Source organism: Xylanibacter rarus (assembly GCF_001275135.1).
Lineage (GTDB): Bacteria > Bacteroidota > Bacteroidia > Bacteroidales > Bacteroidaceae > Prevotella > Prevotella rara.
This window is the reverse complement of sequence record NZ_LFQU01000003.1, coordinates 21,406-44,070: the sequence shown is the minus strand read 5'-3', so window position 1 is coordinate 44,070 and position 22,665 is coordinate 21,406. Positions and strand designations below refer to the sequence as shown.

Below are 22,665 nucleotides of genomic sequence, written 5' to 3'. Positions count from 1 at the left end.
AGCCAACCTGCCAATATGATAAAATTATATGAAAATCCTTGGCAGGCATTTTCTGTTTGAGTCAAAATAAGTATATTTGCGGAATATTTCTTATTTTATGAACAGATTAATTTTATCAATCATGACGTTAGTTTCAGGCAGCTTGTTCAGCTGCGGACAACAAAACTTCAAGACTGTTGACGCCAATGAATTTGAAACTGTCATTTCTTCAGACAGCGTACAATTGCTTGACGTAAGGACAGCAGAAGAGTTTAACGAGGCACACATCGATGCCGACAGTGTTATTAACATCGACAAACTGCAACCAGACTTTATGACAAAGGCACGCAAGATACTGAAAAAGGACAAACCTGTTGCAGTTTACTGCCGAAGCGGAAGAAGAAGCGCTGATGCAGCCCAACTTCTGACAGAAGAAGGATATAAGGTGATAGACCTTGACGGAGGTATTATAGAATGGGAAAAGAGAGGCAAGAAAACCTGCAAATAACCTCTTTTGGCTTTTATAAAATAAACATAAAACTTAAAATATGATCAACCTTAAAAGAACGGTCGTGCTGAACAGCCTGATCTTGATGCTGACTCAACTGTTTGCGCAAGGCCCCAACAACAGCGGAACTTACTACAAGAACGCTGACGGCAAAAAAGGAAGTGAACTGAAAACAGCGCTTTCTGAAATTATCAGGAATCACAAGGAATTGTCATACGACGCCCTATGGGACTGCTTCAGAACAACAGACGTACGCGACGACGGAAAAGTATGGGATATGTATTCAAGTATCACAAACTTTACTTTCGGCTCCGACCAGGCTGGAAACTATAAAAACGAAGGCGATGTATATAACCGCGAGCACTCTATGCCCAAAAGTTGGTTCGACGATGCCAGGCCGATGTATACCGACCTCGTTCATCTCGTACCGACCGACGGATACGTCAACGGAAGACGAAGCAACTATCCTTTTGGCGAAACAGACAGCCCCTCATACACATCAGCAGGAGGCTTCAGCAAACTAGGCCCTTCGTCTGTCAGCGGATACAGCGGCATTGTATTTGAACCAAACGACGAATACAAAGGCGACTTCGCACGCATATACTTCTATATGGTTACTTGCTATGAAGAGAATGTATCAACCTGGAACAGCGACATGCTGGCCCACAACAAGTATCCGGCATTGACCGAATGGGCATTGAAGATGCTGCTGAAATGGGCTGCGGAAGATCCTGTGAGCCAAAAGGAGATAGACAGAAACAATGCCGTGTACGGATTCCAACAGAACAGAAATCCTTATGTCGACTATCCGGGACTTGAACAATATGTATGGGGCAACAACACCGCAGACAGTTTCAGTTACGACAACTACGTTGAACCTGAAACAGGAATAACTCCCGACCCGGATCCCGACCCAGACCCAGATCCTGATCCAGACCCGATAGAAGGCGAGCAAACTTACAAAAAGGTTATGTCTGCCGATGACCTGACTGTGGGATACGGCTATATCATCGTGTGTGAAGAGGCAGGAACTGCATTGGCTGAAAGCGGAAATAACATAAGAAACAGCGCAACAGTGAGCATATCAGACAATCAGATAACTACAGAAATCAACAAGGACGGCAAGCCTTACCAGCTTATCCTCGGAACATCCAACGGATACTATACGTTCTATGATGCTACCGAAAACGTCTATCTGTCTCTGAACAGCAGTGATAATAAACTGGGAAACAAGACCGACGCTGACACGGACAACGCATTGTGGGAAATAAGCATAAGCAACGGCAACACGGAAATAGGCAACAAAGCCTACCCTGACAGATTTATCAACTACAATAAGACGAGTCCGCGCTTCGCCTGCTACAAGGCCAGCAGCCAACAGACAGCTGTATGTCTATACAAAAACACAGTGTCAACCGGTATCGAAAGCATAACCAACGGCGTTAACGATAATGTTGATGTATATAATATTGCCGGACAAAAAATCCGCTCTAACGTAAAGGCCGACAATGCACTTGACGGTCTGACAAGAGGTGTTTACATCATCAACAAAAAGAAATATGCAGTAAAATAACTATGCGGAAACAAATGTCTGAAGGCGACAAAAACAAGGATGCCAAATAAAAAGACATGATGTTATATTTTAAAATATAGACAATAAACGAAAGAGGGACAAACCGTTTAGGCTTGCCCCTCTTTCGTTTATGTAATACAGTAACTCTGTCATGGATTGTATTGCCAACAAACTAACAGACCAGATGAAACATCTATTCAAGTACATTGCAAACAGCATACAGGCGTGATGGGCCAGCTCTGTACACCAACCGATTCATTATGAAAGATGCTCTACCCTGTCAGGATTACGGTCGATGACCGTACCATTGGCCTGATGCGTAGCAAGAACAAGCACTTCAGCAATCTGCACATGCTCAGGAGCACTTGCTGCATAGAATGCAACATCAGCTATATCATCGCCGGTAAGGGGCTGAACTCCTTTATATACATTGTCGGCTTTCTCCTGATTGCCATGGAATCGGACAACACTGAAATTGGTTTCAACCAGCCCGGGCTTAACGTTTGTAACACGCACAGCTGTGTGTGCGACATCAATACGCAGTCCGTCAGAAAGAGCTTTCACTGCAGCTTTAGTAGCACAATAAACATTTCCTCCGGCATAAGCAGCATCACCTGCCACAGAACCGATATTGATGATATGGCCCTTGTTGCGCTCTACCATGGCAGGAACAACGAGTCGAGTCATTATGAGCAGTCCCTTTATATTGGTATCAATCATTGTTGTCCAATCTTCCCAATCGCCCTCATACTCCTTATCGAGTCCAAGAGCAAGACCAGCATTGTTTATCAGCACGTCGACAGTCTTCCATTTTCCCTGCAACGACTCAACAGCCGCAGTGGCAGCTTCGCGGTCTCTTACATCAAATGTCAGCGGCAGCACGTCAGCTCCAAACGCCTTTACCTTTTCACATATTGCCTTAAGTTTATCCTCATTACGTCCTGTAAGGATTAAATCGTAACCTCCCTCGGCAAACTTACGCGCACAAGCTTCCCCAATACCGCTTGTGGCACCGGTAATCAATACAACCTTCCTTTCCATTTTGTTATTTCATTTCTAAAAGAATCTGCACAATACGCTCTGCCGTGCGACCATCCCAGCGGTCGGGCAACGAGCATTTCTTCCAATTTCCGCCAACCATGTCGGCAACGGCTTCTGCCAGTTTTTCTGCATTCTCGCCAACAAGCACGTTTGAACCGCACTTAACCGTCTCTATATGCTCTGTATAGCTGTTAAGCGTTATGCATGGAACACTATTGAAAGTAGCTTCTTCTGCCACATTGCCCGAGTCGGTAACAATACCCATGGCGTTAGCAGTTAGATAACCAAACTCAAGATATGACAGAGGATTGACAATGACAAGATTGCCGCATTCTGCCGCAAACTGCTCGACAACAGCCTTAGCCGCAGAACGGAGCGGTGCCACAATCTTAATGTCACCTGCAGCACGACACATGGCAACAACCATCTTCTTCAGGTTGTCGGCATCTGCAATAAGAGCCTTACGGTTAAGAGTGAACACCAGATAGCGGTTGTCGCTGATGCCAAGTTCATCGAGGACGGCAGGACGCACAAAGCGGGCGCGGTTGTAGCGCAGCGTATCCATAAGGATGTTGCCCACCATGTAGACCTGCGACAGCTCGGCACCTTCGCGCGTAACGATGCTGTTGCTGCCCATACCGGCCGTGAAAAGAAGGTCTGAAAGGCCGTCGATGACAAGACGGTTGATTTCTTTCGGCATCTTGATGTCAAACGAACGTGTTCCTGCCACGAGGTGTGCAAGCGTAACGCCGTGTTTCTTTGTAACAATGGCAACAGCCATTGTTGAAGCCAAGTCGTCGACAACAATAACCACGTCGGCAGGATTGGCTTCAAGATATTTGTCAAACTCGGCCATGACACGGCCTGTAAGTTCATTAAGACTGACACAGTCGACGCCCAGATAAACATCAGGCTCACTGATTTCGAGGTCACTGAAAAGAGACGACTCTAGCGTGGCATCTTCTTTTGTTCCTGCATAAACCAGACGGTAGTCGATTTCGCGGCCTTCTTCCTTGGCCTTGATAACGGCTCTCACAAGCGGAGCCACTTTGATAAAGTTTGGCCGTGCGCCGGCAACTATACAAATATTCAACATAACAAATAAAATAAACGGAGAAACGCAAACTGTTATCCGGCCGGAACTCTATATAGACTTAATGAGGCAATGACTAACGGCCGCACTATTTGCGCAGCGGCCTGACAGTGACACATCACCGTAACGGCACGCTGCCACCAACGGCAGCAACCTTCGGCACCAACCGGCATTATAACTTATTCACGTCTCCTTATACCATAAAAATTTTAAAGTTATTATTCTGACTTAAACAAATCTTTTATTCCTCCTATGCTGCCCATAAGGTTTGTGGCCTCATAAGGCAGATAAACGGTTTTGGTCTTGTCGCCGCTGGCAACGTCTTCGAGCATCTTGATATACTTCTGTGCCAACAGATAATTGGCAGGATTGGTGCTCTTGCCCACAGCTTCAGTAATCTTCTGTATGGCTATTGCCTCGGCCTCAGCCTTGCGTATCTTGGCCTGAGCCTCGCCCTCGGCGTTGAGTATGGCCATCTGCTTGTCGGCCTCAGCTTTGTTTATTATGGCTGTCTTCTCGCCTTCCGACTTAAGTATGGCAGCAGCCTTCTCGCCCTCGCTCGTAAGAATGGTGGCACGCTTGTTGCGTTCTGCCTGCATCTGCTTCTCCATTGCCTGAAGCACGCTCTCAGGAGGTGTGATGTCCTGGAGCTCAACGCGGTTAACCTTAATACCCCATTTGTTGGTGGCATCGTCGAGCACGGCGCGCAGCTTGGTGTTTATCGTGTCGCGCGATGTGAGCGTCTGGTCGAGTTCAAGCTCTCCGATGATGTTACGCAGAGTGGTCTGCGTAAGTTTCTCGATGGCATTGGGCAGATTGCTTATCTCATAAACAGCCTTGAACGGATCTACAATCTGAAAATAAAGCAGGGCGTTGATCTGCGTCTGCACATTGTCTTTTGTAATCACGTTCTGCTTGTCGAAGTCATAGACCTGCTCACGAAGGTCGATAGAGTTGCTGTAGATGTAGCGGCCGCGGCGCATGGTTACAATCTCCTTGGCGCGGTCAATAAACGGTATGATGATGTTTATTCCGGGTTTCAGCGTGGCATAATACTTGCCGAGACGCTCTATAATCTTTGTTTCCGACTGAGGTATGATGACAAGACTCTTCTTCACTACGATGAGCGCACATATAATTAGCGCAATAAAGATATAAGCAACGATGTCCATAATTTAAAAGATTATTAGGTTATTAAATCAAATTTTCTCTACTGTGATGATAATACTCTCGCGCCCTATCACCCTTACGCTCTGCCCTACAGCCACACTTTCGCCATTGGCCGTGACGGCTTTCCAGTCGTCGCCGTCGATGGCCACGCGTCCGTATCCGCCTTCAACGATGGTCTCGCTGACGCGGCCTGTACGGCCTATAATGGCATCGGCATTGCTAAGGCGCTCCTTACGGCTGCCATGCAGATACTTTATGGCAAACGGACGCACAAAGAATATGCACAACACCGAAAACAGCAAAAACAGGAAAAGCTGCAGATAAAAACCCGGCACAAACAGCGAGACAAGAACCGTAAGCAGCGCACCAATGGAAAAACACATCACATAGAAGTCTCCGTTGGTAAGCTCTACTATAAGACAGACAATGGCTATGAGAGTCCACATCTGCCACAAATTATCGGCAAAATATTCTATCATACACACTAATCTTATTTATTTGCGAAGATAATGAAAATTATTTGTTCCTACAAATAATAAGAAACAAATTAAACATATAAAACGTAATACCACAGAATGGCGGCATACGGAAAGACACGGCAGCCAACATAACTTTACAAACAAGACGTGGCCGACTTCACAGCCGGCCACGATCAGTGTATACAAAAACATTATGAATTTTACTTAGCGAACAAGATTTCTAAAAAGTTTATCATCTACTTTACGTCATTGTGCCTTCATGCAGCTGCGGCATTTACGCTCACAATAGCGCTCACACTGCGCGCAGATATCATAGCCGAGCATAGCTCCGAGGATGAAGTCCTCCTCAGGCGTGAGCTGGCTCAGCGGCCGTGTAACCATGAGACGGATAGCCTCGAGACACTGCTTGCGGCCGAAAAACAGGTTTATGCGGTCGTTGCCCACCGGCTGAAGTATATAGCTGATGTTCTGCCGCTTAAGACGTGCCGTGGCATAGTCCTCATATCGCTTGTTGAAAGTGAAGAGCACCATCTGGCGCACACCTTTCTTATACTCGTAAATATGGTTCATCAGCACCTTCATGTCAGGCGGCAGTATCTCTGTAACAATGGCATCCGTTCTCATAATTCATGTTGTTTTAAATTAACTAAAGACTGTTCTTTATACTTTCAAGCCATGCGTCGATGCGGCAGTCTGTCTTGTCCGGCTCATTTACATCGTCGAGCGCAAGTCCCACAAAGCAGCCGTCTACCACGGCAGCTGAATCGTCATAGGTGTAGCCGTCTGTCGAAACGGCACCGACAAACTTTGCTCCGCTGTCTTTAAGCGCATTGTATATCTCGCCGATAGCCGAGCAGAACGTGTCGCCATACGACTCGCTGTCGCCGCAGCCAAACAGAGCAATGGTCTTTCCGGCAAGGTTGGCCTGCTTAAGTGTCTCAAGTCCGTCGTACCAGTCGTCCTGAAGTTCACCTGCTCCCCATGTAGAGGTGCCCAAAATCAGATTTGTGTAAGCATCCGGAGTTGAAGCGTCTATACTTGAAACGTCAAGCACGTCGGCAGCTCCCACACCCAGCTTGCCGGCTATATTCTCGGCAATGGCCTGACAGGTTCCCGTTGACGAACCGTAAATTATACATGTCTTTTCCATATCAATTTTATCATTTATGAGTTATTTGTCTTTACGGCTGCAAAGATAACGTACAAGAAAATATACTGCAATACCTAAAAATAGGGTTTCTGACAATACCTAAAAATAATTAGGCCATGGCCGTAACGACTGAGTTTTGCACTAAATTAAAGTCAACAGACTCACGAAAACATTTTCAAGAAAAAGTCAAAAATCATGTCATGAGTTTTCTGTGAAATAGAAATCATACTGCTAACATAAGTTAATTTAACGCAATCAACAGCAGCAATAAATTAACCTATATTCACAAGCGGCATCTCTTAGAACCTAAAAAGCACTTGTTTTAATAAAAAAGCATTGATTTCGGCTGGTAAAACTTGCCGTTTTGCATGCAGAAACCTATGCTTTTGCAACACAAAAGGGCACATATTGAGCAACATCCGAGTTACGTCTATATGGCAGAATATTCTAAACCGCTGATATAATGCAATTTAGCAGAGATTGCAATATCCGGCTATTTTTCAGAGAAAAACATACTTTTATAGAGAGCAACGCCATTCTGAGAGCGTCAAAATAAAAAAGTTTTCTGTTTCAGCGGTAATATTTCATTACATTTCAGAATGTCATACCGCGATAATGAGACACAATAACAAGATGCAGCAAAATGCCAAACGACACATACAAATATGGCAATAAGGACACAAAACAAAAAAAGTCCGTCTGAGCTTACGCACAGGCGGACTTCCTGATATACGATAATGATTATCTTTCTATGCCACGGTTGTTGAATGTTACGTTCAGAAGCATCAGATACTTGCGGAACTGATCACCGGTAAGAACGTTACGCATGTACTTCAGGTCTTTCTCTACTGCACCGTTAACCATAGATGCACGCTCGTCTGAATTAGCGTTGGCAGCATTCAACATGTCTGCGCAGAATGAAGTGTGAATGTCCTGAACAGCCTCAAGCTGGTCTGAAGAAAGACCGAGGAAGTCAGCGAGCTTGCCGTAGTTAACTTCCATGTTGTAAGCTTTTGCGCTCTCAACGTTGTTCAACTTCTCATCTTCTGCAAATGTCATAGTCATGCTGAGCACAGCTACGACGGTTAAAAACAATCTTTTCATAATCCTTAAATTTTCATTTTACCTTGAGCCCCGGCTCTTTTCTCACGAATCGCCTCAGCTCGTTATCCTAAATTTATTTATCTCTTTTTGTCTTTCGACGGTGCAAAGATACATCAAAATCCGACAAAGCGAAACAAAAATATCATGCTGTTTGCGTTAACAGCTTACTTTTTTGACCTAAATCAAATATTTAAAATACTTTTAGCAATCTGTTTACAACATATTACAACAATATGAAATAACAATAAAATATTTGTGACATAAAGTAAGACAATACCCCTTCATCCGTTCAAAACGGCAACAAAAGATGCACCAGAAACAGGTAAAGACAGGGCACGAGAACAAGAAACGGGCATGAGAATAAACAGAAAAACAGAAAATTTAAACACGATTTATTTTATTCTGAGCACAAATTGCATTATCTTTGCACTCAAAAGAAAATTTTAGTCAAGAAATGGAAAGTAACAAGAACAAATACATAGCAGTAGCATACAGACTGTATGTTGTAGACAACAACTCTAACGAACTCGTTGAAGAGGCTACCGATAATGAGCCGTTCCAGTTTATCAGCGGATACGGCATAACGCTCGATGCATTCGAGAATGCCACTGCCGGACTGAACAAGGGTGAAGAATTTGACATCACCCTGTCGAAAGACGAGGCGTACGGCGACTATGAGGAAGAGCATGTGCTCGACCTTGACAAGAACATCTTCTGCATAAACGGACACTTCGACCATGACAACATATATAAAGACGCCATTATTCCGCTGCAGAACGAAGACGGGAACAGATTTTTGGCAAAAGTTGTATCAGTAGGCGAAGACAAGGTTAGAGTGGACCTCAACCACCCGCTGGCTGGCAAGACACTCAATTTCAAAGGACATATCGTTGAGTCTAGAGAGGCTACTAACGAAGAAATTCAGGGCCTTATCAACCGCATGAGCGGCGAAGGATGCTGCTGCGGACACCATGGCGAAGACGGAGGCGACTGTTGCTGCGGACATCACCACGGAGATGGCGAAGGATGTCATCACGGACATGGTGAGGGATGCCACCATGAGCACGGCGAAGGATGCCACCACGGACACGAAGGCGGCAACGGCTGCTGCTGCAACTAAAGAAAAGAACAGCACAGACAAAGGTCTGAAAAGCATATAGGCAAATACGGCAACAGACCTGAACCTATAACGGCAAAAGGCTATGACACGACAAGCGCTGTAGCCGTTTTGCCGATTTTTTATGTTAAAGTAAAAACGGTTCTGCAAAACATGAGTAACTCTTTCGGAAAATTGTTCAGACTGACCACCTTCGGCGAAAGCCACGGCGAGGCTGTCGGCGGAGTTGTAGACGGATACCCGGCAGGAATAGACATCGACCTTGATTTCATACAAGGCGAGCTTGACAGAAGAAAACCGGGACAAAGCGCCATAACAACAGCGAGGAAGGAGGCCGACAAGGTTGAAATATTGAGCGGAGTGTTTGAAGGCAAGTCTACGGGCTGCCCCATCGGATTCATCGTGAGAAACTCCAATCAAAGATCGTCCGACTATGACAACATGAAGGACGTTTTCCGTCCGTCGCATGCAGACTTTACATATAATTACAAATATGGCATACGCGACCACAGGGGCGGAGGCCGCTCTTCGGCACGAATAACCATAAGCAGATGCGTAGGCGGAGCGCTGGCTAAGCTGGCTCTAAAGCGTTTAGGTATATCGGTTAATGCCTACACATCACAGGTTGGCACCATCGCTCTCGACAGCGACTACAGGAAATACGACCTTGAGTCGGCCGAGGAAAACATTGTAAGATGCCCCGACAAGGCTAAAGCCGAAGAGATGATAAAGCTTATTTCGGAGGTTAAGGCTGAGGGCGACACCATAGGCGGAACAATTACGTGCGTGATAAAAGGCTGCCCGGCAGGACTCGGAGAGCCCGAGTTTGACAAGCTGCATGCAGCCCTCGGAAGCGCCATGCTGGGCATAAACGCCGTGAAAGGCATTGAGTTTGGAGCAGGATTTGGCATGAGCGCCAGACGCGGAAGCGAAGTGAACGACCTATTCTTCAATGACAACGGGCGCATAGCCACAAGAACGAACAACAGCGGAGGCATACAAGGAGGCATAAGCAACGGCGAGGACATCTACTTCAGAATAGCGTTCAAGCCCATAGCAACACTGCTGAAAGACCAGACGACCGTAAACAAGGACGGCGAAGAAGTGAACCTTAAAGCCAAAGGGCGACATGACCCATGTGTGCTGCCACGCGCCGTACCGATAGTAGAAGCCATGGCTGCCATGACAATACTTGACCAATATTTGTTATCAAAAACAATAAAACTTTAAAATTTTGCAGAAAAGTGTAAAAAGGCGCATAATTATTTGGTTGTATAAAAAATATATCGTATATTTGCATCGACAATTCAGGGTTTGTGAAAATCTTGATTTCGTCTAATTAAGTCTAGTTTAGTTTTTGTGTTGGTTGAGAGCGGTCAATTGGCCGCTCTCTTTTTTTGTTGCACCGTGACATACTAAAAACAAGCACTTTAGACAAAAATAAAGAGGCAGGACACAAAAAACTTTCTTATCATTTCGTTTTTGCATGACAATTGGCTATCTTTGTACGGAATAATTTTTTAGTGTCATGACAAATGTGTAATCCCTAAATAATTCTATCTATGAAAAGAATTTTATTTTCTGCATTTTTGCTGTTTGTTGCGTTAATAGGCATTCAGGCGCAACTTTTATGGAAGATATCCGGCAACGGACTGAGCAAACCGTCGTACATAATAGGCACATACCATCTTGCACCGGCATCTTTTGCTGACAGCATACCGGGACTGAAAAATGCCCTAGACGCATCTGAACAGGTTTACGGAGAAATAATAATGTCGGAAATGACTGCTCCTGAAAACATGGCAAAATTACATAGCGCCATGATGCTCCCGGACGGACAGACGATAGACAAGATGTTCACAGCCGAGGAAATGGCACGTATCAACGCCATGATGAAGGACATTATAGGCATAGACATGACCAACCCGATAGTGGCACAACAGTTCGGGAAAATGTCGCCACAGGCCCTTACAACACAGTTGACCGTACTGATGTATCTTAAAAAGAACCCGAAATTTAACCCGAACCAGACTTTCGACGAGTATTTTCAGAATAAGGCCAAGGAACAGGGTAAGACTGTTGGTGCGCTCGAGACAATAGACTTCCAGATGGAACTGTTGTACAAGGGACAGACGGAAGAGCGCCAAAAAGAACTGCTGTGTGCCTTGCGGACAATAAGGATATGTATGAGATGATGACAGAAAACATCACCAAAGCCTTCTTTACACAAGACCTGAAGGCCATAAACGACGCTATGGAAGAAAAACTGAACAACAGCTGCGACTACACTCCACAGGAAAAGGACGCGCTGATATATAACCGCAACACCGACTGGATAAAGAAGATGCCGGAGATAATGAAGAAGAGAGCTACATTCTTTGCCGTAGGAGCCGGACACCTGACGGGAGAAAAAGGCGTGCTGGAACTGCTGAAGAAAGCCGGATATAAGGTTGAAAGCGTAAGACAGTAGCTCCACAACATCTGACAAATCATAACGCTACACGGCATAACAGAGACAAAAACGGGCAATGCCCTGCCCCTTTAAAGGCAAGAAAGCCTTATGACAATAGCGTTTTGCTACAAAATAATGCTCCGAATATGGGATAGCCTTTATTCGGAGCATTTTAATTCTTACAGAAATAAGCTTTACGACTAATCTAAGCAGGGAAACAGATAAAAATGACAATATTCTGCAATATTAGCCGTCAACAAGCATTTTGAGCAAGATAATGCTACAATCGGCCATAAGACCGCATATTGTTATATCTATTTGGCGTATTCCTGCTTTCAGCCCTATTATATTTTCTATAGACGCCTTTTCGCCCGTTTTTCTTGACATAGTTCGTTACATCTGCCCAAAAAGCAAACGGCAAGGCGACGGATATTAAGCAGCTATCCAGCAAAATAATAATGCCCGGTTGGAGTTAAACGGCCTAAATTTATCACTAAAGACTCTGTTGAGAAGGCAGAATGGAGCTAAATTAGCCCCAATTATTAGGCAAAACACCATAAAAGTAGGCAAATTGACACATAAAAGACCACCTTTCGGGCTCTAAAAGACGGCAAAACGCAACATGAAAGGTATGCTTCTGCAAAATCGTCAATATGCAAAGACATCCGGATTAAGCTTTGTCAACCTGAAACAGGAATAACACAGCCTCAGGTAAACCGAAATCAGGATTAAATCAAAGAATATAAAGAAAAAGTTTTCTGAATAAACTCGTCACTCATCACAAGCAGACATAACTTACTGATTTTCAACGACATTGAATGTGATGAGTTGAAAAACAGACTCATCACGCCTAGCATAAAGCCTATACTGTGATGAGTCTGCCTTCAAAGTCGTCACATCATAAGTGATTAAATTACAGCACTTTACATAGCGTTGTGACGAGTGACGAGTTTATTCAGAAAACTTTTTTATAAAAATCTCGTAAAAAGCAGAAATATCAGCAGTCTTCCAACGTGCCGATAATCTCCTTAACCGACTTGCAGCCGTGGCTGTCGAGCCATTCATTAATGCCGTCGCGTACTTTTATCGTAACCTGAGGATCGATAAAGTTAGCTGTACCAATCTCTATTGCCGTAGCACCGGCCATAAGGAATTCGATGGCATCATGGGCATTACAGATACCTCCAAGACCGACAACAGGGATTTTCACAGCCTTGGCCACCTGCCATACCATACGCAGGGCAACAGGCTTCACGGCAGGACCGCTAAGTCCGCCCGTATTGATGCTAAGCAATGGCTTGCGCTTCTCTATATCAATAGCCATGCCCATAAGAGTGTTGATAAGCGATACGCTGTCGGCGCCCTCAGCCTCAACGGCACGCGCTATCTCGGCTATGTCGGTAACATTGGGAGAGAGCTTTACTATCATGGTCTTGTCGTATCTGGCACGCACAGCCTTTACTACGCTTGCCGCACCGGCACACGTAACGCCGAAGGCCATGCCTCCCTGCCTTACGTTTGGACATGAAATATTCAGCTCTATGGCCGGAATATTGTCCAGCCCGTTGATACGGGCGGCACATTCAGCATAATCTTCAGGAGACGAGCCGCTGACGTTTACAATCATATTTGTATCAATGTCCTTTATCTCAGGATATATATGCTCACAGAAATAGTCTACGCCCTTATTCTGCAGTCCCACGCAGTTGAGCATACCCGAAGCCGTCTCTACCATACGGGGATAATCGTTGCCCTCACGCGGTTTTAGAGTGGTTCCTTTCACAATAATACCGCCAAGACCTTCCAACGGTATGAAATCAGCAAATTCGGGACCATAGCCAAATGTTCCCGAAGCCGTCATTACAGGGTTCTTCAACTGCAATTTGTTGATATTTACGCTTAAATCTGCCATAACAATTTCTTTATGTTTACAACCGGTCCCTCCTTACATACACACACGTTGCCTTCTGTGGTCTTTTCAACGCAGCAGAGACATGCTCCCAGTCCGCAGGCCATCTTATTTTCCAAAGACACCTCACATTCTATGCCTTTTGCCTTGGCATATTTTGCCACAGCTGCCATCATTGGCTTCGGACCGCAAGTGGCTATACGGCCGAAAGCCACCTCATTGAGCACAGAATGGTTTGTAACAAAGCCTTTCTCGCCCATTGAGCCGTCTTCTGTCGTTACGCATACGCGCCCGTACTTTTTAAACTCATCCAGCAGAAGCAAATCTTTTCCGGAACGTGCCCCGAGAAGAAATACAGGGGTTATACCGGCATCGCAGAGTTTCTTGCCGAAATACAGCAGCGGAGCCACACCTACGCCGCCTCCAACAAGCAAAATCTTCTCTGAGGCGCCTTCAGGCATTGTAAAGCAGTTACCCAAAGGGAACATGCAGTTAAGCACGTCTCCGGCCTTTAATTGAGCCATACGGCGTGTTCCGTCGCCTATAGCAGCAACGAGAAGCCACAGCTGATTTGTGTCATAATCAACGAAATTAATTGAAATGGGACGCCTAAGGAATGTAGAAGGCGATCCGTCTACTCTTATCTCAACAAACTGTCCCGGGAGCATTTCCGGAAGTCGTTCGTCCTGAGTAAGCTTTATCAGAACATATTTGTCGTTTATATGTTCTACAGAAACGACCTTGAGGTCTGAAACATATTTTTTCATAAGAAACGAATTTATCTTATTAAACCAGGCGCAAGAAAGACTTTATCGCCTTACTTACAGAATACAAAGGTACAAAATAAGCCTGCGCTTTCCAAAAAAACGAAAGTCACAGGCTGTTAAATATATGTTAAACGGCATATATGATGCCATAAAAGGCTATTTAACGTCAAGAAAAACGCTCAACAATGAAAAACTGACACATGACAGAGCCAATAAATGCCTCAAAAAACGTATGTACATGCCATAAGCCTACAAAAAAGGGCATACCAGCAAAGCTAAATCAACATATTGTCGGTTTTTACACGGCAATTCTATTTCTTTGGGACGAAAGTCTCATAGGTAAGGTCGTCAAAATAAACCCTTATCTCTGTAATCTGTCTTTGCGGACGCTCAACATATTTCACTTCAGGCCGAATAACGCTCTCAACATGTCTGTGCACAGACTGTTGAACAGATGCTCCGGTCTGGTTGCCTCCGAAAAGATCCGGCACGCCGCCTCCAAAGTCAGCAACATGCTCACTGCCCATATCTGTATCCTCAGCAGGAGATGGGTCGGTAGTCGGAGTGTCGTCGATAAACATCGAGCCTCTTCCGAACATGAGCCAGTCAGTACTCAGGCGAGGCATTTTGCTCTTAATCGCTTCAACGGTGTTGAGCGTCGGTTTTGTACGGTTGTTAAAAATGCTGCTTAATGATGCAGCAGACATTCCGATGAAGTTAGCGAAGGTCTGTTGACTCATATGTTGAGACTCCATTATCTGCCTGATTCGGTCTTTCATTTCTTCCATTTTCTTACCTTGATGTTGTTTTTTGCTATTTTTCTTAGACTTTACAAAGGTAAATCATTTTTTTGACATACACAACAAACCTAAATATTATTTTAAAATTTAAATATTGAATTTATAAATTTATATTTGTAAATGTAAATATCTAAATCTTGTGATTTGGTATTTAAAAATACAAATGTAAATTTAGACTATTAAAACGCCCGATAAGCCTTTATTTAAAGGATTTTGCTAACTAATTCATTAGGCGAGCGTTATTTGCGCTGATAAAAAGCGTAAATCTGGCTTTATGCAGTATTTTAAGGCGAAAATAAGTAAAATTGCATAAATTTACTTCATAAAATATCGTATTTAGGCTGATAATCAGGCATTTAAACAATAAATCCGAAAATGCATAAATATAACTTGTAATTTGCAAATTTAAAGATTTAAATATTAAAATATAAATTCAACTGTCAATATATTTATATTTAAATATAAATTTACGCTTTACATTTATGTTTTATATAAACAAATATAAACATTCAGATGGCTAAATTTCGGTATTGTAAATCATAATAAATGCAAACGCTAAATTTTAACGCCTGTTTTTCGGTCGAAAAACAGAAAAATTAAGTATTTCGAAACGAGGTAAAGAAAGCTCAAAAATACACGATTCTGAGAGCGTCAAAAATCATAAAAGGCTCTGATTTTTACGACTTTAACCCTATTTTTTTTGTTCGGAAAAAAATGCGAAAGAGAAAAAAATAGCCCCAAAATGGGGCTATTTTTAGTGTAAAATGAAGAAAATTAGCTCTCTTAACAGCTCCCCGACAGGGGTATTTGGGTTGTCTAAACCCTTACTTTTGGCATCTGTCTCTCTAATTTTAGAAATTATCTGCATCACTTTCACGCCAGTATAATTTCTCATACCCGTGATGTAGTCCTTTGCAGCCCACCCTGCCCTGAGGTCCAACCAGCGTGCAACACTCTCGTCAGTTTTAGGTTGAGGAGCATAAAATGCTATAAGTAAATTTTGAAAATAAGAGAACAACATCGGTATAAGCATGTATGCATTTCCGGTCTTCGGGTTGTCATTAAAATAATACAAAATCCGTGTCGCCTTCAACACATCACGGTTAACTATCGCGCTGCGTAATTCGTAAGCATTAAAATCCTTGCTCACTCCTATCCTCTCCTCTACAACCTCAGGAGTAACACGTCGGTCATTCTCTGGCAAAGAAAGAATCAGCTTATCGAGTTCACTCGTCAACCTGCTAAGATCTGCACCGATATGGTCGGCTATCATCTGGGATGACTTATGGTCTATTGCAGCGCGTCCATAATTTTTAAGATAACTCTCTATGAAAGCCGGCAATTCATAATCACGCTTCTTCTTGCTCTCAAACACCACACCCGTGGCTGCTGCCTTGGCCAATATTTTCTTTCGCCCGTCAATACTGCCGTTTTTATGACACAAAACCAAAACTGTTGATTTCACAGGTTTTTCAACATACTTTTCCAGTTGTTCCCAGTTTTTTATGTTCTGAGCCTCTTTCACTATCACAACCTGCCGCTCGGCCATCATCGGAAAACGTCTTGCCATGTCAACAATCTGACTTGAAGAAACGTCAGAGCCAAAGACAACAGACTGATTGAAGTCGCGTTCTTCAGGAGTAAGAGCATTCGTCGAGATAAAATCTGTTATCTTATCAATATAATAAGACTCCTCGCCCATAAGAATATATACGGGCGCATAATTACCTGCACGCAAGTCGCGCATTATGCTCTCAAAAGTAACGATCTTTTTCTCTGCCATATCTTTATGCTTTATCTGAAAGCCATTGCTGCCAAAAAAGGACGCTGACGTTCACCGTTTAAAATAATAATGGCTAACTTTGCAAAAATTACTGAGTCAGCGGCCTGAAGACATAAACTATCTGTCTGCGGCTATAAACTCATACGCCCTAATACATGGCAACTTAAAGCCATTCAGAATGCAAATTTAATAAAATGTATCGATTAAACCTACCTCAATACGAAATAAAAATAAAACAGCAGAACGGCAAGACGCTGATTCTTGACACGCTGAGACGCAAGTTTGTAAGTCTTACACCGGAAGAATGGGTGCGCCAGCATTTTGTTCATTTCCTGACAGAGCACAAAGGTTATCCGGCATCACTCATTGCCAACGAGACAGAACTGACATGCGGTCAGAAAAAACTGCGCTGCGACAGCGTTCTATACGACTCACAGGCGCGTCCGCGCATGATTATGGAATATAAAGCTCCAACAATAGCCATCACACAGAAGGTGTTCAACCAGATTTCGGTTTATAACATGCTGCTGAAAGTGGATTATCTCGTAGTAAGCAACGGCCTGCAACACTATTGCTGCCGAATGGACTACGCAAATAACAGCTATTGTTTTCTGAAAGAAATACCTGATTTCAGCGAACTTTAACGCCAAACTGCATTAGTTTTTTGGGTAAAGATTCATCAAGAATAAAACATTACCCCCAAAAGTCTGATTTTTAATCATAAAAAGAGAGCGGACAAACACCTGATTCATTTTTTAATGGTATTTGTCCGCTCTTTATTATATATCTAAACTGCACAAATAAAAGTTGGCAGATTAGCCGTTCTGTGTAAGCATGAGAATATTTAACGGGCCAAAACTTCTACATACCCCTTGCCTTAAATATCTTTTCTTTAGCCTCATTGATTTCCTGGAATTTCTTCTCTGCCGCACGCCTGATATCCTCGCCAAGCGCAGCCACACGGTCAGGGTGATGTTTCAAGGCAAGATTACGATATGCCTTGCGCACTTCATCGTCTGTCGCATCAGGCGATACGCCCAACACAGCATAAGCATCTTCCAGTGTGTCTTTTTGCAGATTCAACATTGAGTCAAGATCTTCCATATCCATGCGCATATAGCGAACGCACTCTCTCAAAGCCGAAATTTCCTCATTTGGCATAGAACCGTCTGCCCTTGCTATCATTACGAGGAAGTTTAGCAGCTGCAGACGCTGACCATAGTCGAGATTCATAGCTATCTGCTCGCAGCTCTGACGTATAACATCCCTGAAAGCATAAGGATTTGTGGCATTCAGCCTCTTCTGCTCGTCAAATAGGCGCAGAAGTATGCTGTTGCCCTGCTCCACGGCCACTTCACCGAAGTTTGCACGCAAAAACTTCCGCACAAATTCCATCTCGCTGTGCATCACCTTGCCGTCTGCCTTAATAATATACGACGCCAGAACAAGCAGAGAGAACAAAAAACTGTTGCGCTGCCCCTCATAATATTGCTGTTCGCGCGTCGCGCTGCCGAAGCCTTGACGGCCAGAAGAAGTACTTCCGTATCCGTTTTTGGGCTCTCCGTCTTTGTTTACCGCATTAATTCCATAATCAAACAAGGCTCCCAGTGCCACTCCGGCCAAAGCTCCGAGCGCACCGCCGGACATAAAGCCCAATATGCCGCCTATCCATTTTCCTGCTGCCATAAATTTCTGTTTTTTACGTTTAAAGCGCCATGCGAGTCTAATATACAAGACAAGATGTCTGACATATAGTCACAAAAGCGCCATTACAATTTCATTTTTAGTATATTTTCCCTTATGCAAATATAATGCAAACGGCGGGCTGAACAAAATAAATTTATTTAATTAAACCCAAATCAGGCTGTATATCGCGGATGTATCGCCATAAACGCTCATGTTTACAAACTTTTTGGATGCTACATGCCTGAACCTTAGAAAATTCTGACAAGTATTACCAACACCCGGCTATCGCCTACATCAGGCATTTTTTGCCTCTTTATCAGCTTATTATGCGCCAATGGCGGGCTGCATCAATCACTACATCGTAAAAAGCCGACAACTCCGTGACGCAAAATCCTATTGTCTGACGCCTGTGTCCCATTGTCAACAGCTCTTTTTCCTGAGTCATCATACACATTTTCATTCCTTCTGACATGACCATATTCAGACTTATGTCGCCGCTTGCCGATCTTACCACTATGTTTTTGTCTAATTTTTCATCACGCTCCACAGCCCTTGTCACATAGCCTATTGTATCATAAAACGCCCTGAACTCGCTGCGGTCCATGAATATTTTGTTGCGCTCATACTTTCCGTCTGCCGATTTTGTACTTTGAGTAAGTTTGATATAAACATCCTTTCCGGCCTCGTTAAAATCAAAATATATCGTGCTATAGCCAAAATCAAGCCTGCGGCTCCACTGTCCTATGCCATTATCAGCCCGTCCGGCTACGGCCCTGCCACCTTGACTGAATCCATTGGAAACATTCTGATTTACAGAAAAACTACGTCCGTTATACGAACGTCCGCCCTGCAAACTGCTTTCTTCGCGCTGAGAATCATCGGGAAAACGGCGTCCGGCATACGAACGACCACCCTGTCGCGGTAACGGTTCCTTAGTTTTTGCCCTATTGTCTTGATTGCCTACAAGGTATCTCACATTGCTGTATCCGGCCAAACCGCGCTCCAGATTGCCGCCTTTTGAGCAATATCCGACTATAATTTCGTCAGCAAGAGCCATCATCAGTGCGTTGCGGTCGAATGCCGAGCGGGCGCATACCGTATGCACCTCAGGCCCACAATGGGTTATTATCAGTAGCCTGCCACTGCCCAAAGCCTCGCTCACCGGCTCGCTCCACTGCTCATGCATCGCCTCTGCCAGCACCAATATTGCCGGAATTTTTCTTTCAAGCAATGATGAAAACACGTGTTTTTCCATTGGCGACTGGTCGCCGCACATTACGCAAACCTTATCCGGTTGCAGGGTTGCTATCCATCTGTCCACAGCAGCCTGAAGTCCAGACGGCTCCTTTCTCGAGCAGAAAAATGCCATTTTTCGCAGCTGCATAATATTTTCGTTGCCCAGTTTACTTCTTATTTCCATGTTTTTCGTTTTGTTATCAAATTCAAGGTTATAATATAAATCCAAGCAGTAAGCCTAAAATTAGTCAAGGTTTTATGCCGAAATGCAGATTATCTTATACTAAGATTTATGCAAATATACAAAAAAACGGCATGCCACGTATAAAAACTGATGCCGATTAATGCCTTCAGGCAATAAAAACATCATAATCTTCATACGCAGCATGCCGTAAAGTCAACACACTTGCCGTCTACATACGGCTTTTCTGGCTCTGTCCTGCTCCCGTGCCCTTATATTTGCTCTTGTCAACATTAAACTTATAGCGCACCGTAAGGCTAACTCTGCGCTGAGCCGGAGCGCCCCAAAGCGTCTCGCGCATGGAGCCATAAAACATGGTCAAGCGCTGGCGTGAGGTTTTGAACAAGTCCTTTACTTGCAGCTGCACCGTAAGCCGGTCTTGCATAAATGCCTTATATAAAGACATATCTGCCCTGAAAGAAGGCTTCCGCATGTACACATTCTCGTCGCCTCCACGTGTCGTATAGCGCATATTTAGCGAAATACGGCATATTTTAGTGTCTAATGTATTGTCAAAACGGAATGTTCCAACGGGATTGTCGAGCGGATTATGCCCGTGAACCTGCATGGCGAACCACTGCTTCTGCACGCCGAGCATAAGCGACGGATGCCACACTCCAAAAGTCGGACTTATATTAAGCGAGGCGTACATCTTGTCGTACGACTCACCGTTTACCTGCCTGAAAAGCACCACCGACGGGTCGTCTCCGTAGGGTTCGCTGTGCTGTATTATCGGATCAATTACATGCGACCATCCTGCATTCAACATTATCCACTTATATGTAAGCGCCAAGTTGACGTTGTTTGACCTTGACGGCAGCAAAAACGGATTACCGCCCTCATAAGTGTAGCGATTGTCGTAGGTTATGTTGCTGCGAAGCTGGTTATAAGACGGCCGGGATATGTCTGACGCATAGCCCAACTGAACGCCAAAGTCGCCAAACATGCCCGAAAGCGACAACGAAGGAAAGATATTGTTAAACACACGGCTCTGCTCACCTACATACACTCCGTCGTCATAATAGTCGAAATCTACATTCTCATACCTCACTCCGGCCTGCATGCTCAACGGCCCATAATGGCGGACATATTCAACAAAGGCCGAAGCCATACCCTCTTCTATACGGCTCTTGTCGTCTTCGAGGACATCTGCCGGAAGCACACCATAAAGAGTCTTGCGCACCGAATAAGAATACTCTCCGCCAAAAGACAAGGTGCCGCCAAACAGCGGAGACGTCAGCACCAGCTTTGACGCCACAAGATTGTTACGGCCGTCTGACGAAGTGCTGACCTGCTGGTTTACAGGTTCCTGTCCTGTTTCCTGATAGTCCTCAACTGTCGTCATGTGTCTTCCCGTCTTGCTCCAATACCAGTCAGCATTAAAGTCAACACCCAACTGACCTATCTTTCCGACATAATATAAATTTCCCTGCAGCGTTGTGCCTTGTCCTGACGCGATATAAGAGCTTAAAAGCTTTTCTGTGAGCAGATCGTCCTTAACGACACTCGATTTCATATATCCCGAGGCGTTGTCCCACGGCATGCGATACCAGCTAAGGCTTGCCCCCAGCGAATGATTCTCGTTGAACATATAGCTCAGCGCCAGTCGTCCATATATATTCCTTTTTTTATATACCTGGTCAAGCGAACTTGGCTGCCGCCATGTCATGTCAAGATATGTTATCTGCTCCAGCTGCTTCGGGTCAAGTGTGTTAGTTCTTGATATGTTGAACGTTCCACCTATATCGAGGCCTCCGCTGCGCCAGTTCATGTTTATGCGCTCCTGCCCCGAGGCATAGCCTCGCTCTTTAAGCTCACCCGACAGTCTGTTGTCAAAGCCAAAGCCCTCGCCAACGGCCTTCTTGGTGGTTATGCGTATAACCGACTTGACACTTGCGCCATATCTTGCACCGGGATTTGTTACAACCTCAACAGACTTTATATTGTCCGAACTAAGGCGTTCAAGCTCCACTTTGTCGAGCATCTTGCGCCCGTTTATATAAATTTCGGGCTCTCCGCGCCCAAAAACCTCTATTTTATCGCTGTTTGCCGACACGTTTGGTATGCGGTCGAGCAGATCTTCCATGTTTCCTGCCGTCTCCAGCACCGTCCCCACCACGTTTGTCACCATGGCATCGCCCTTCAGCCGTGTCTTCGGCATACGGCTTCTGACCACAACTTCGCCAAGCATCCGTGTATCTTCTTGCAGACAAATGCGGCTCTCATTGCCTGTCCTGTCGGCATAAACGGTCTTATATCCCACACCCGAAACGCGCAACAGGCGGCCTTCTGGCGGAACATCGAAACCGAAACGGCCAATGCTGTCGGTCATAACGCCCGTAACATAAGCCGAATCAGGCAGCGACAAGGCCACCACATTTATATATGGTATGCCTTTACCATGTGCATCCACCACCTGTCCGCTGACGTTCTGTCCTGCTGCCGTCAGTGTCATCAACGTTGCCGGAAGCAGCATCATCCGCTTTATATCAACACATATCTTTATCATCTGTTATGCTTTTTTACTGAAAAATTTTAACATCAAACAGCACTTCTGACCTTTTTAATGTAGCCGCG

At 44.6% G+C, this 22,665-nt stretch carries 21 protein-coding genes; 7 read left to right on the top strand and 14 right to left on the bottom strand.

The features are described from left to right. Nucleotides 1-121: 121 nt before the first annotated feature. Complete coding sequence (locus ACU52_RS02850; protein WP_239684857.1) at nucleotides 122-487, top strand: rhodanese-like domain-containing protein; 366 nt, start codon at nucleotides 122-124, stop codon at nucleotides 485-487. Between the two features lie 40 nt (nucleotides 488-527). Continuing rightward, a complete protein-coding gene (locus tag ACU52_RS02845; RefSeq protein WP_082335139.1) occupies nucleotides 528-2,060 on the top strand; it encodes an HNH endonuclease signature motif containing protein in 1,533 nt (510 codons plus the stop codon). Nucleotides 2,061-2,318: 258 nt separating this feature from the next. On the opposite strand, the gene ACU52_RS02840 is transcribed toward ACU52_RS02845, so the two are convergent. The 7 genes from ACU52_RS02840 to ACU52_RS02810 form a co-directional block, all read right to left on the bottom strand. Then, nucleotides 2,319-3,101, bottom strand: a complete 783-nt coding sequence (locus ACU52_RS02840; RefSeq protein WP_053397694.1) for an SDR family NAD(P)-dependent oxidoreductase — start codon at nucleotides 3,099-3,101, stop codon at nucleotides 2,319-2,321. A gap of 4 nt (nucleotides 3,102-3,105) precedes the next feature. Continuing rightward, nucleotides 3,106-4,194: a UDP-N-acetyl glucosamine 2-epimerase gene (locus tag ACU52_RS02835; protein WP_053397764.1), complete on the bottom strand. Its 1,089-nt coding sequence runs from the start codon at nucleotides 4,192-4,194 to the stop codon at nucleotides 3,106-3,108. Nucleotides 4,195-4,412: 218 nt separating this feature from the next. Further along, nucleotides 4,413-5,366, bottom strand: coding sequence for an SPFH domain-containing protein (locus ACU52_RS02830; protein ID WP_021853335.1), 954 nt, complete (start codon nucleotides 5,364-5,366; stop codon nucleotides 4,413-4,415). A gap of 27 nt (nucleotides 5,367-5,393) precedes the next feature. Further along, nucleotides 5,394-5,843 (bottom strand): NfeD family protein, encoded by a 450-nt coding sequence (locus ACU52_RS02825; protein ID WP_021853336.1) that lies wholly within the window; start codon nucleotides 5,841-5,843, stop codon nucleotides 5,394-5,396. A 246-nt stretch (nucleotides 5,844-6,089) separates the two neighbouring features. Further along, a complete protein-coding gene (locus ACU52_RS02820) occupies nucleotides 6,090-6,467 on the bottom strand; it encodes a DUF2023 family protein (protein WP_053397693.1) in 378 nt (125 codons plus the stop codon). A gap of 22 nt (nucleotides 6,468-6,489) precedes the next feature. After that, nucleotides 6,490-6,993 (bottom strand): flavodoxin FldA, encoded by a 504-nt coding sequence (gene fldA / locus ACU52_RS02815; RefSeq protein ID WP_053397692.1) that lies wholly within the window; start codon nucleotides 6,991-6,993, stop codon nucleotides 6,490-6,492. Between the two features lie 741 nt (nucleotides 6,994-7,734). After that, nucleotides 7,735-8,097, bottom strand: coding sequence for a hypothetical protein (locus ACU52_RS02810; RefSeq protein WP_021853339.1), 363 nt, complete (start codon nucleotides 8,095-8,097; stop codon nucleotides 7,735-7,737). 454 nt (nucleotides 8,098-8,551) lie between these two features. Between ACU52_RS02810 and ACU52_RS02805 the strand changes: the two genes are divergently transcribed. The 4 genes from ACU52_RS02805 (at nucleotide 8,552) to ACU52_RS15725 (ending at nucleotide 11,684) form a co-directional block, all read left to right on the top strand. Then, the gene (locus tag ACU52_RS02805; RefSeq protein WP_021853340.1) at nucleotides 8,552-9,217 is read left to right on the top strand and encodes an FKBP-type peptidyl-prolyl cis-trans isomerase; all 666 of its coding nucleotides are present in this window, start codon (nucleotides 8,552-8,554) and stop codon (nucleotides 9,215-9,217) included. A 150-nt stretch (nucleotides 9,218-9,367) separates the two neighbouring features. Then, nucleotides 9,368-10,444: a chorismate synthase gene (aroC, locus tag ACU52_RS02800; protein ID WP_053397691.1), complete on the top strand. Its 1,077-nt coding sequence runs from the start codon at nucleotides 9,368-9,370 to the stop codon at nucleotides 10,442-10,444. 332 nt (nucleotides 10,445-10,776) lie between these two features. Then, on the top strand, nucleotides 10,777-11,409 hold the full coding sequence (locus tag ACU52_RS02795; RefSeq protein WP_262503036.1) for a TraB/GumN family protein: 633 nt from the start codon (nucleotides 10,777-10,779) through the stop codon (nucleotides 11,407-11,409). Beyond that, a complete protein-coding gene (locus ACU52_RS15725; protein WP_262503035.1) occupies nucleotides 11,406-11,684 on the top strand; it encodes a TraB/GumN family protein in 279 nt (92 codons plus the stop codon). Before ACU52_RS02795 ends, ACU52_RS15725 begins: the two co-directional genes overlap by 4 nt. A gap of 979 nt (nucleotides 11,685-12,663) precedes the next feature. Here the strand turns inward: ACU52_RS15725 and ACU52_RS02790 are convergent. From ACU52_RS02790 to holA, 4 genes are all read right to left on the bottom strand, one after another. Beyond that, complete coding sequence (locus ACU52_RS02790) at nucleotides 12,664-13,578, bottom strand: dihydroorotate dehydrogenase (RefSeq protein ID WP_053397690.1); 915 nt, start codon at nucleotides 13,576-13,578, stop codon at nucleotides 12,664-12,666. Further along, nucleotides 13,566-14,342 (bottom strand): dihydroorotate dehydrogenase electron transfer subunit, encoded by a 777-nt coding sequence (locus tag ACU52_RS02785; protein ID WP_053397689.1) that lies wholly within the window; start codon nucleotides 14,340-14,342, stop codon nucleotides 13,566-13,568. Before ACU52_RS02785 ends, ACU52_RS02790 begins: the two co-directional genes overlap by 13 nt. A gap of 311 nt (nucleotides 14,343-14,653) precedes the next feature. Then, nucleotides 14,654-15,121, bottom strand: a complete 468-nt coding sequence (locus tag ACU52_RS02780; protein WP_053397763.1) for a helix-turn-helix domain-containing protein — start codon at nucleotides 15,119-15,121, stop codon at nucleotides 14,654-14,656. 775 nt (nucleotides 15,122-15,896) lie between these two features. Further along, nucleotides 15,897-16,925 carry a DNA polymerase III subunit delta gene (gene holA / locus ACU52_RS02775; protein WP_021853450.1) on the bottom strand — a complete coding sequence of 343 codons (1,029 nt, stop codon included), beginning with the start codon at nucleotides 16,923-16,925 and terminating at the stop codon, nucleotides 15,897-15,899. Nucleotides 16,926-17,119: 194 nt separating this feature from the next. Here holA and ACU52_RS02770 point away from each other — a divergent pair, with 194 nt between their 5' ends. Continuing rightward, nucleotides 17,120-17,569 carry a type I restriction enzyme HsdR N-terminal domain-containing protein gene (locus tag ACU52_RS02770; RefSeq protein WP_053397688.1) on the top strand — a complete coding sequence of 150 codons (450 nt, stop codon included), beginning with the start codon at nucleotides 17,120-17,122 and terminating at the stop codon, nucleotides 17,567-17,569. 217 nt (nucleotides 17,570-17,786) lie between these two features. Here the strand turns inward: ACU52_RS02770 and ACU52_RS02765 are convergent, their stop codons facing one another. From ACU52_RS02765 to ACU52_RS02755, 3 genes are all read right to left on the bottom strand, one after another. Further along, entirely contained in the window at nucleotides 17,787-18,611 is an 825-nt protein-coding gene (locus ACU52_RS02765) for a DnaJ domain-containing protein (RefSeq protein ID WP_021853452.1), read from the bottom strand. A gap of 316 nt (nucleotides 18,612-18,927) precedes the next feature. Next, entirely contained in the window at nucleotides 18,928-20,031 is a 1,104-nt protein-coding gene (locus ACU52_RS02760; protein WP_147630748.1) for a DUF3276 family protein, read from the bottom strand. A 229-nt stretch (nucleotides 20,032-20,260) separates the two neighbouring features. After that, the gene (locus ACU52_RS02755) at nucleotides 20,261-22,597 is read right to left on the bottom strand and encodes an outer membrane beta-barrel family protein (RefSeq protein WP_053397686.1); all 2,337 of its coding nucleotides are present in this window, start codon (nucleotides 22,595-22,597) and stop codon (nucleotides 20,261-20,263) included. Nucleotides 22,598-22,665 lie beyond the last annotated feature (68 nt).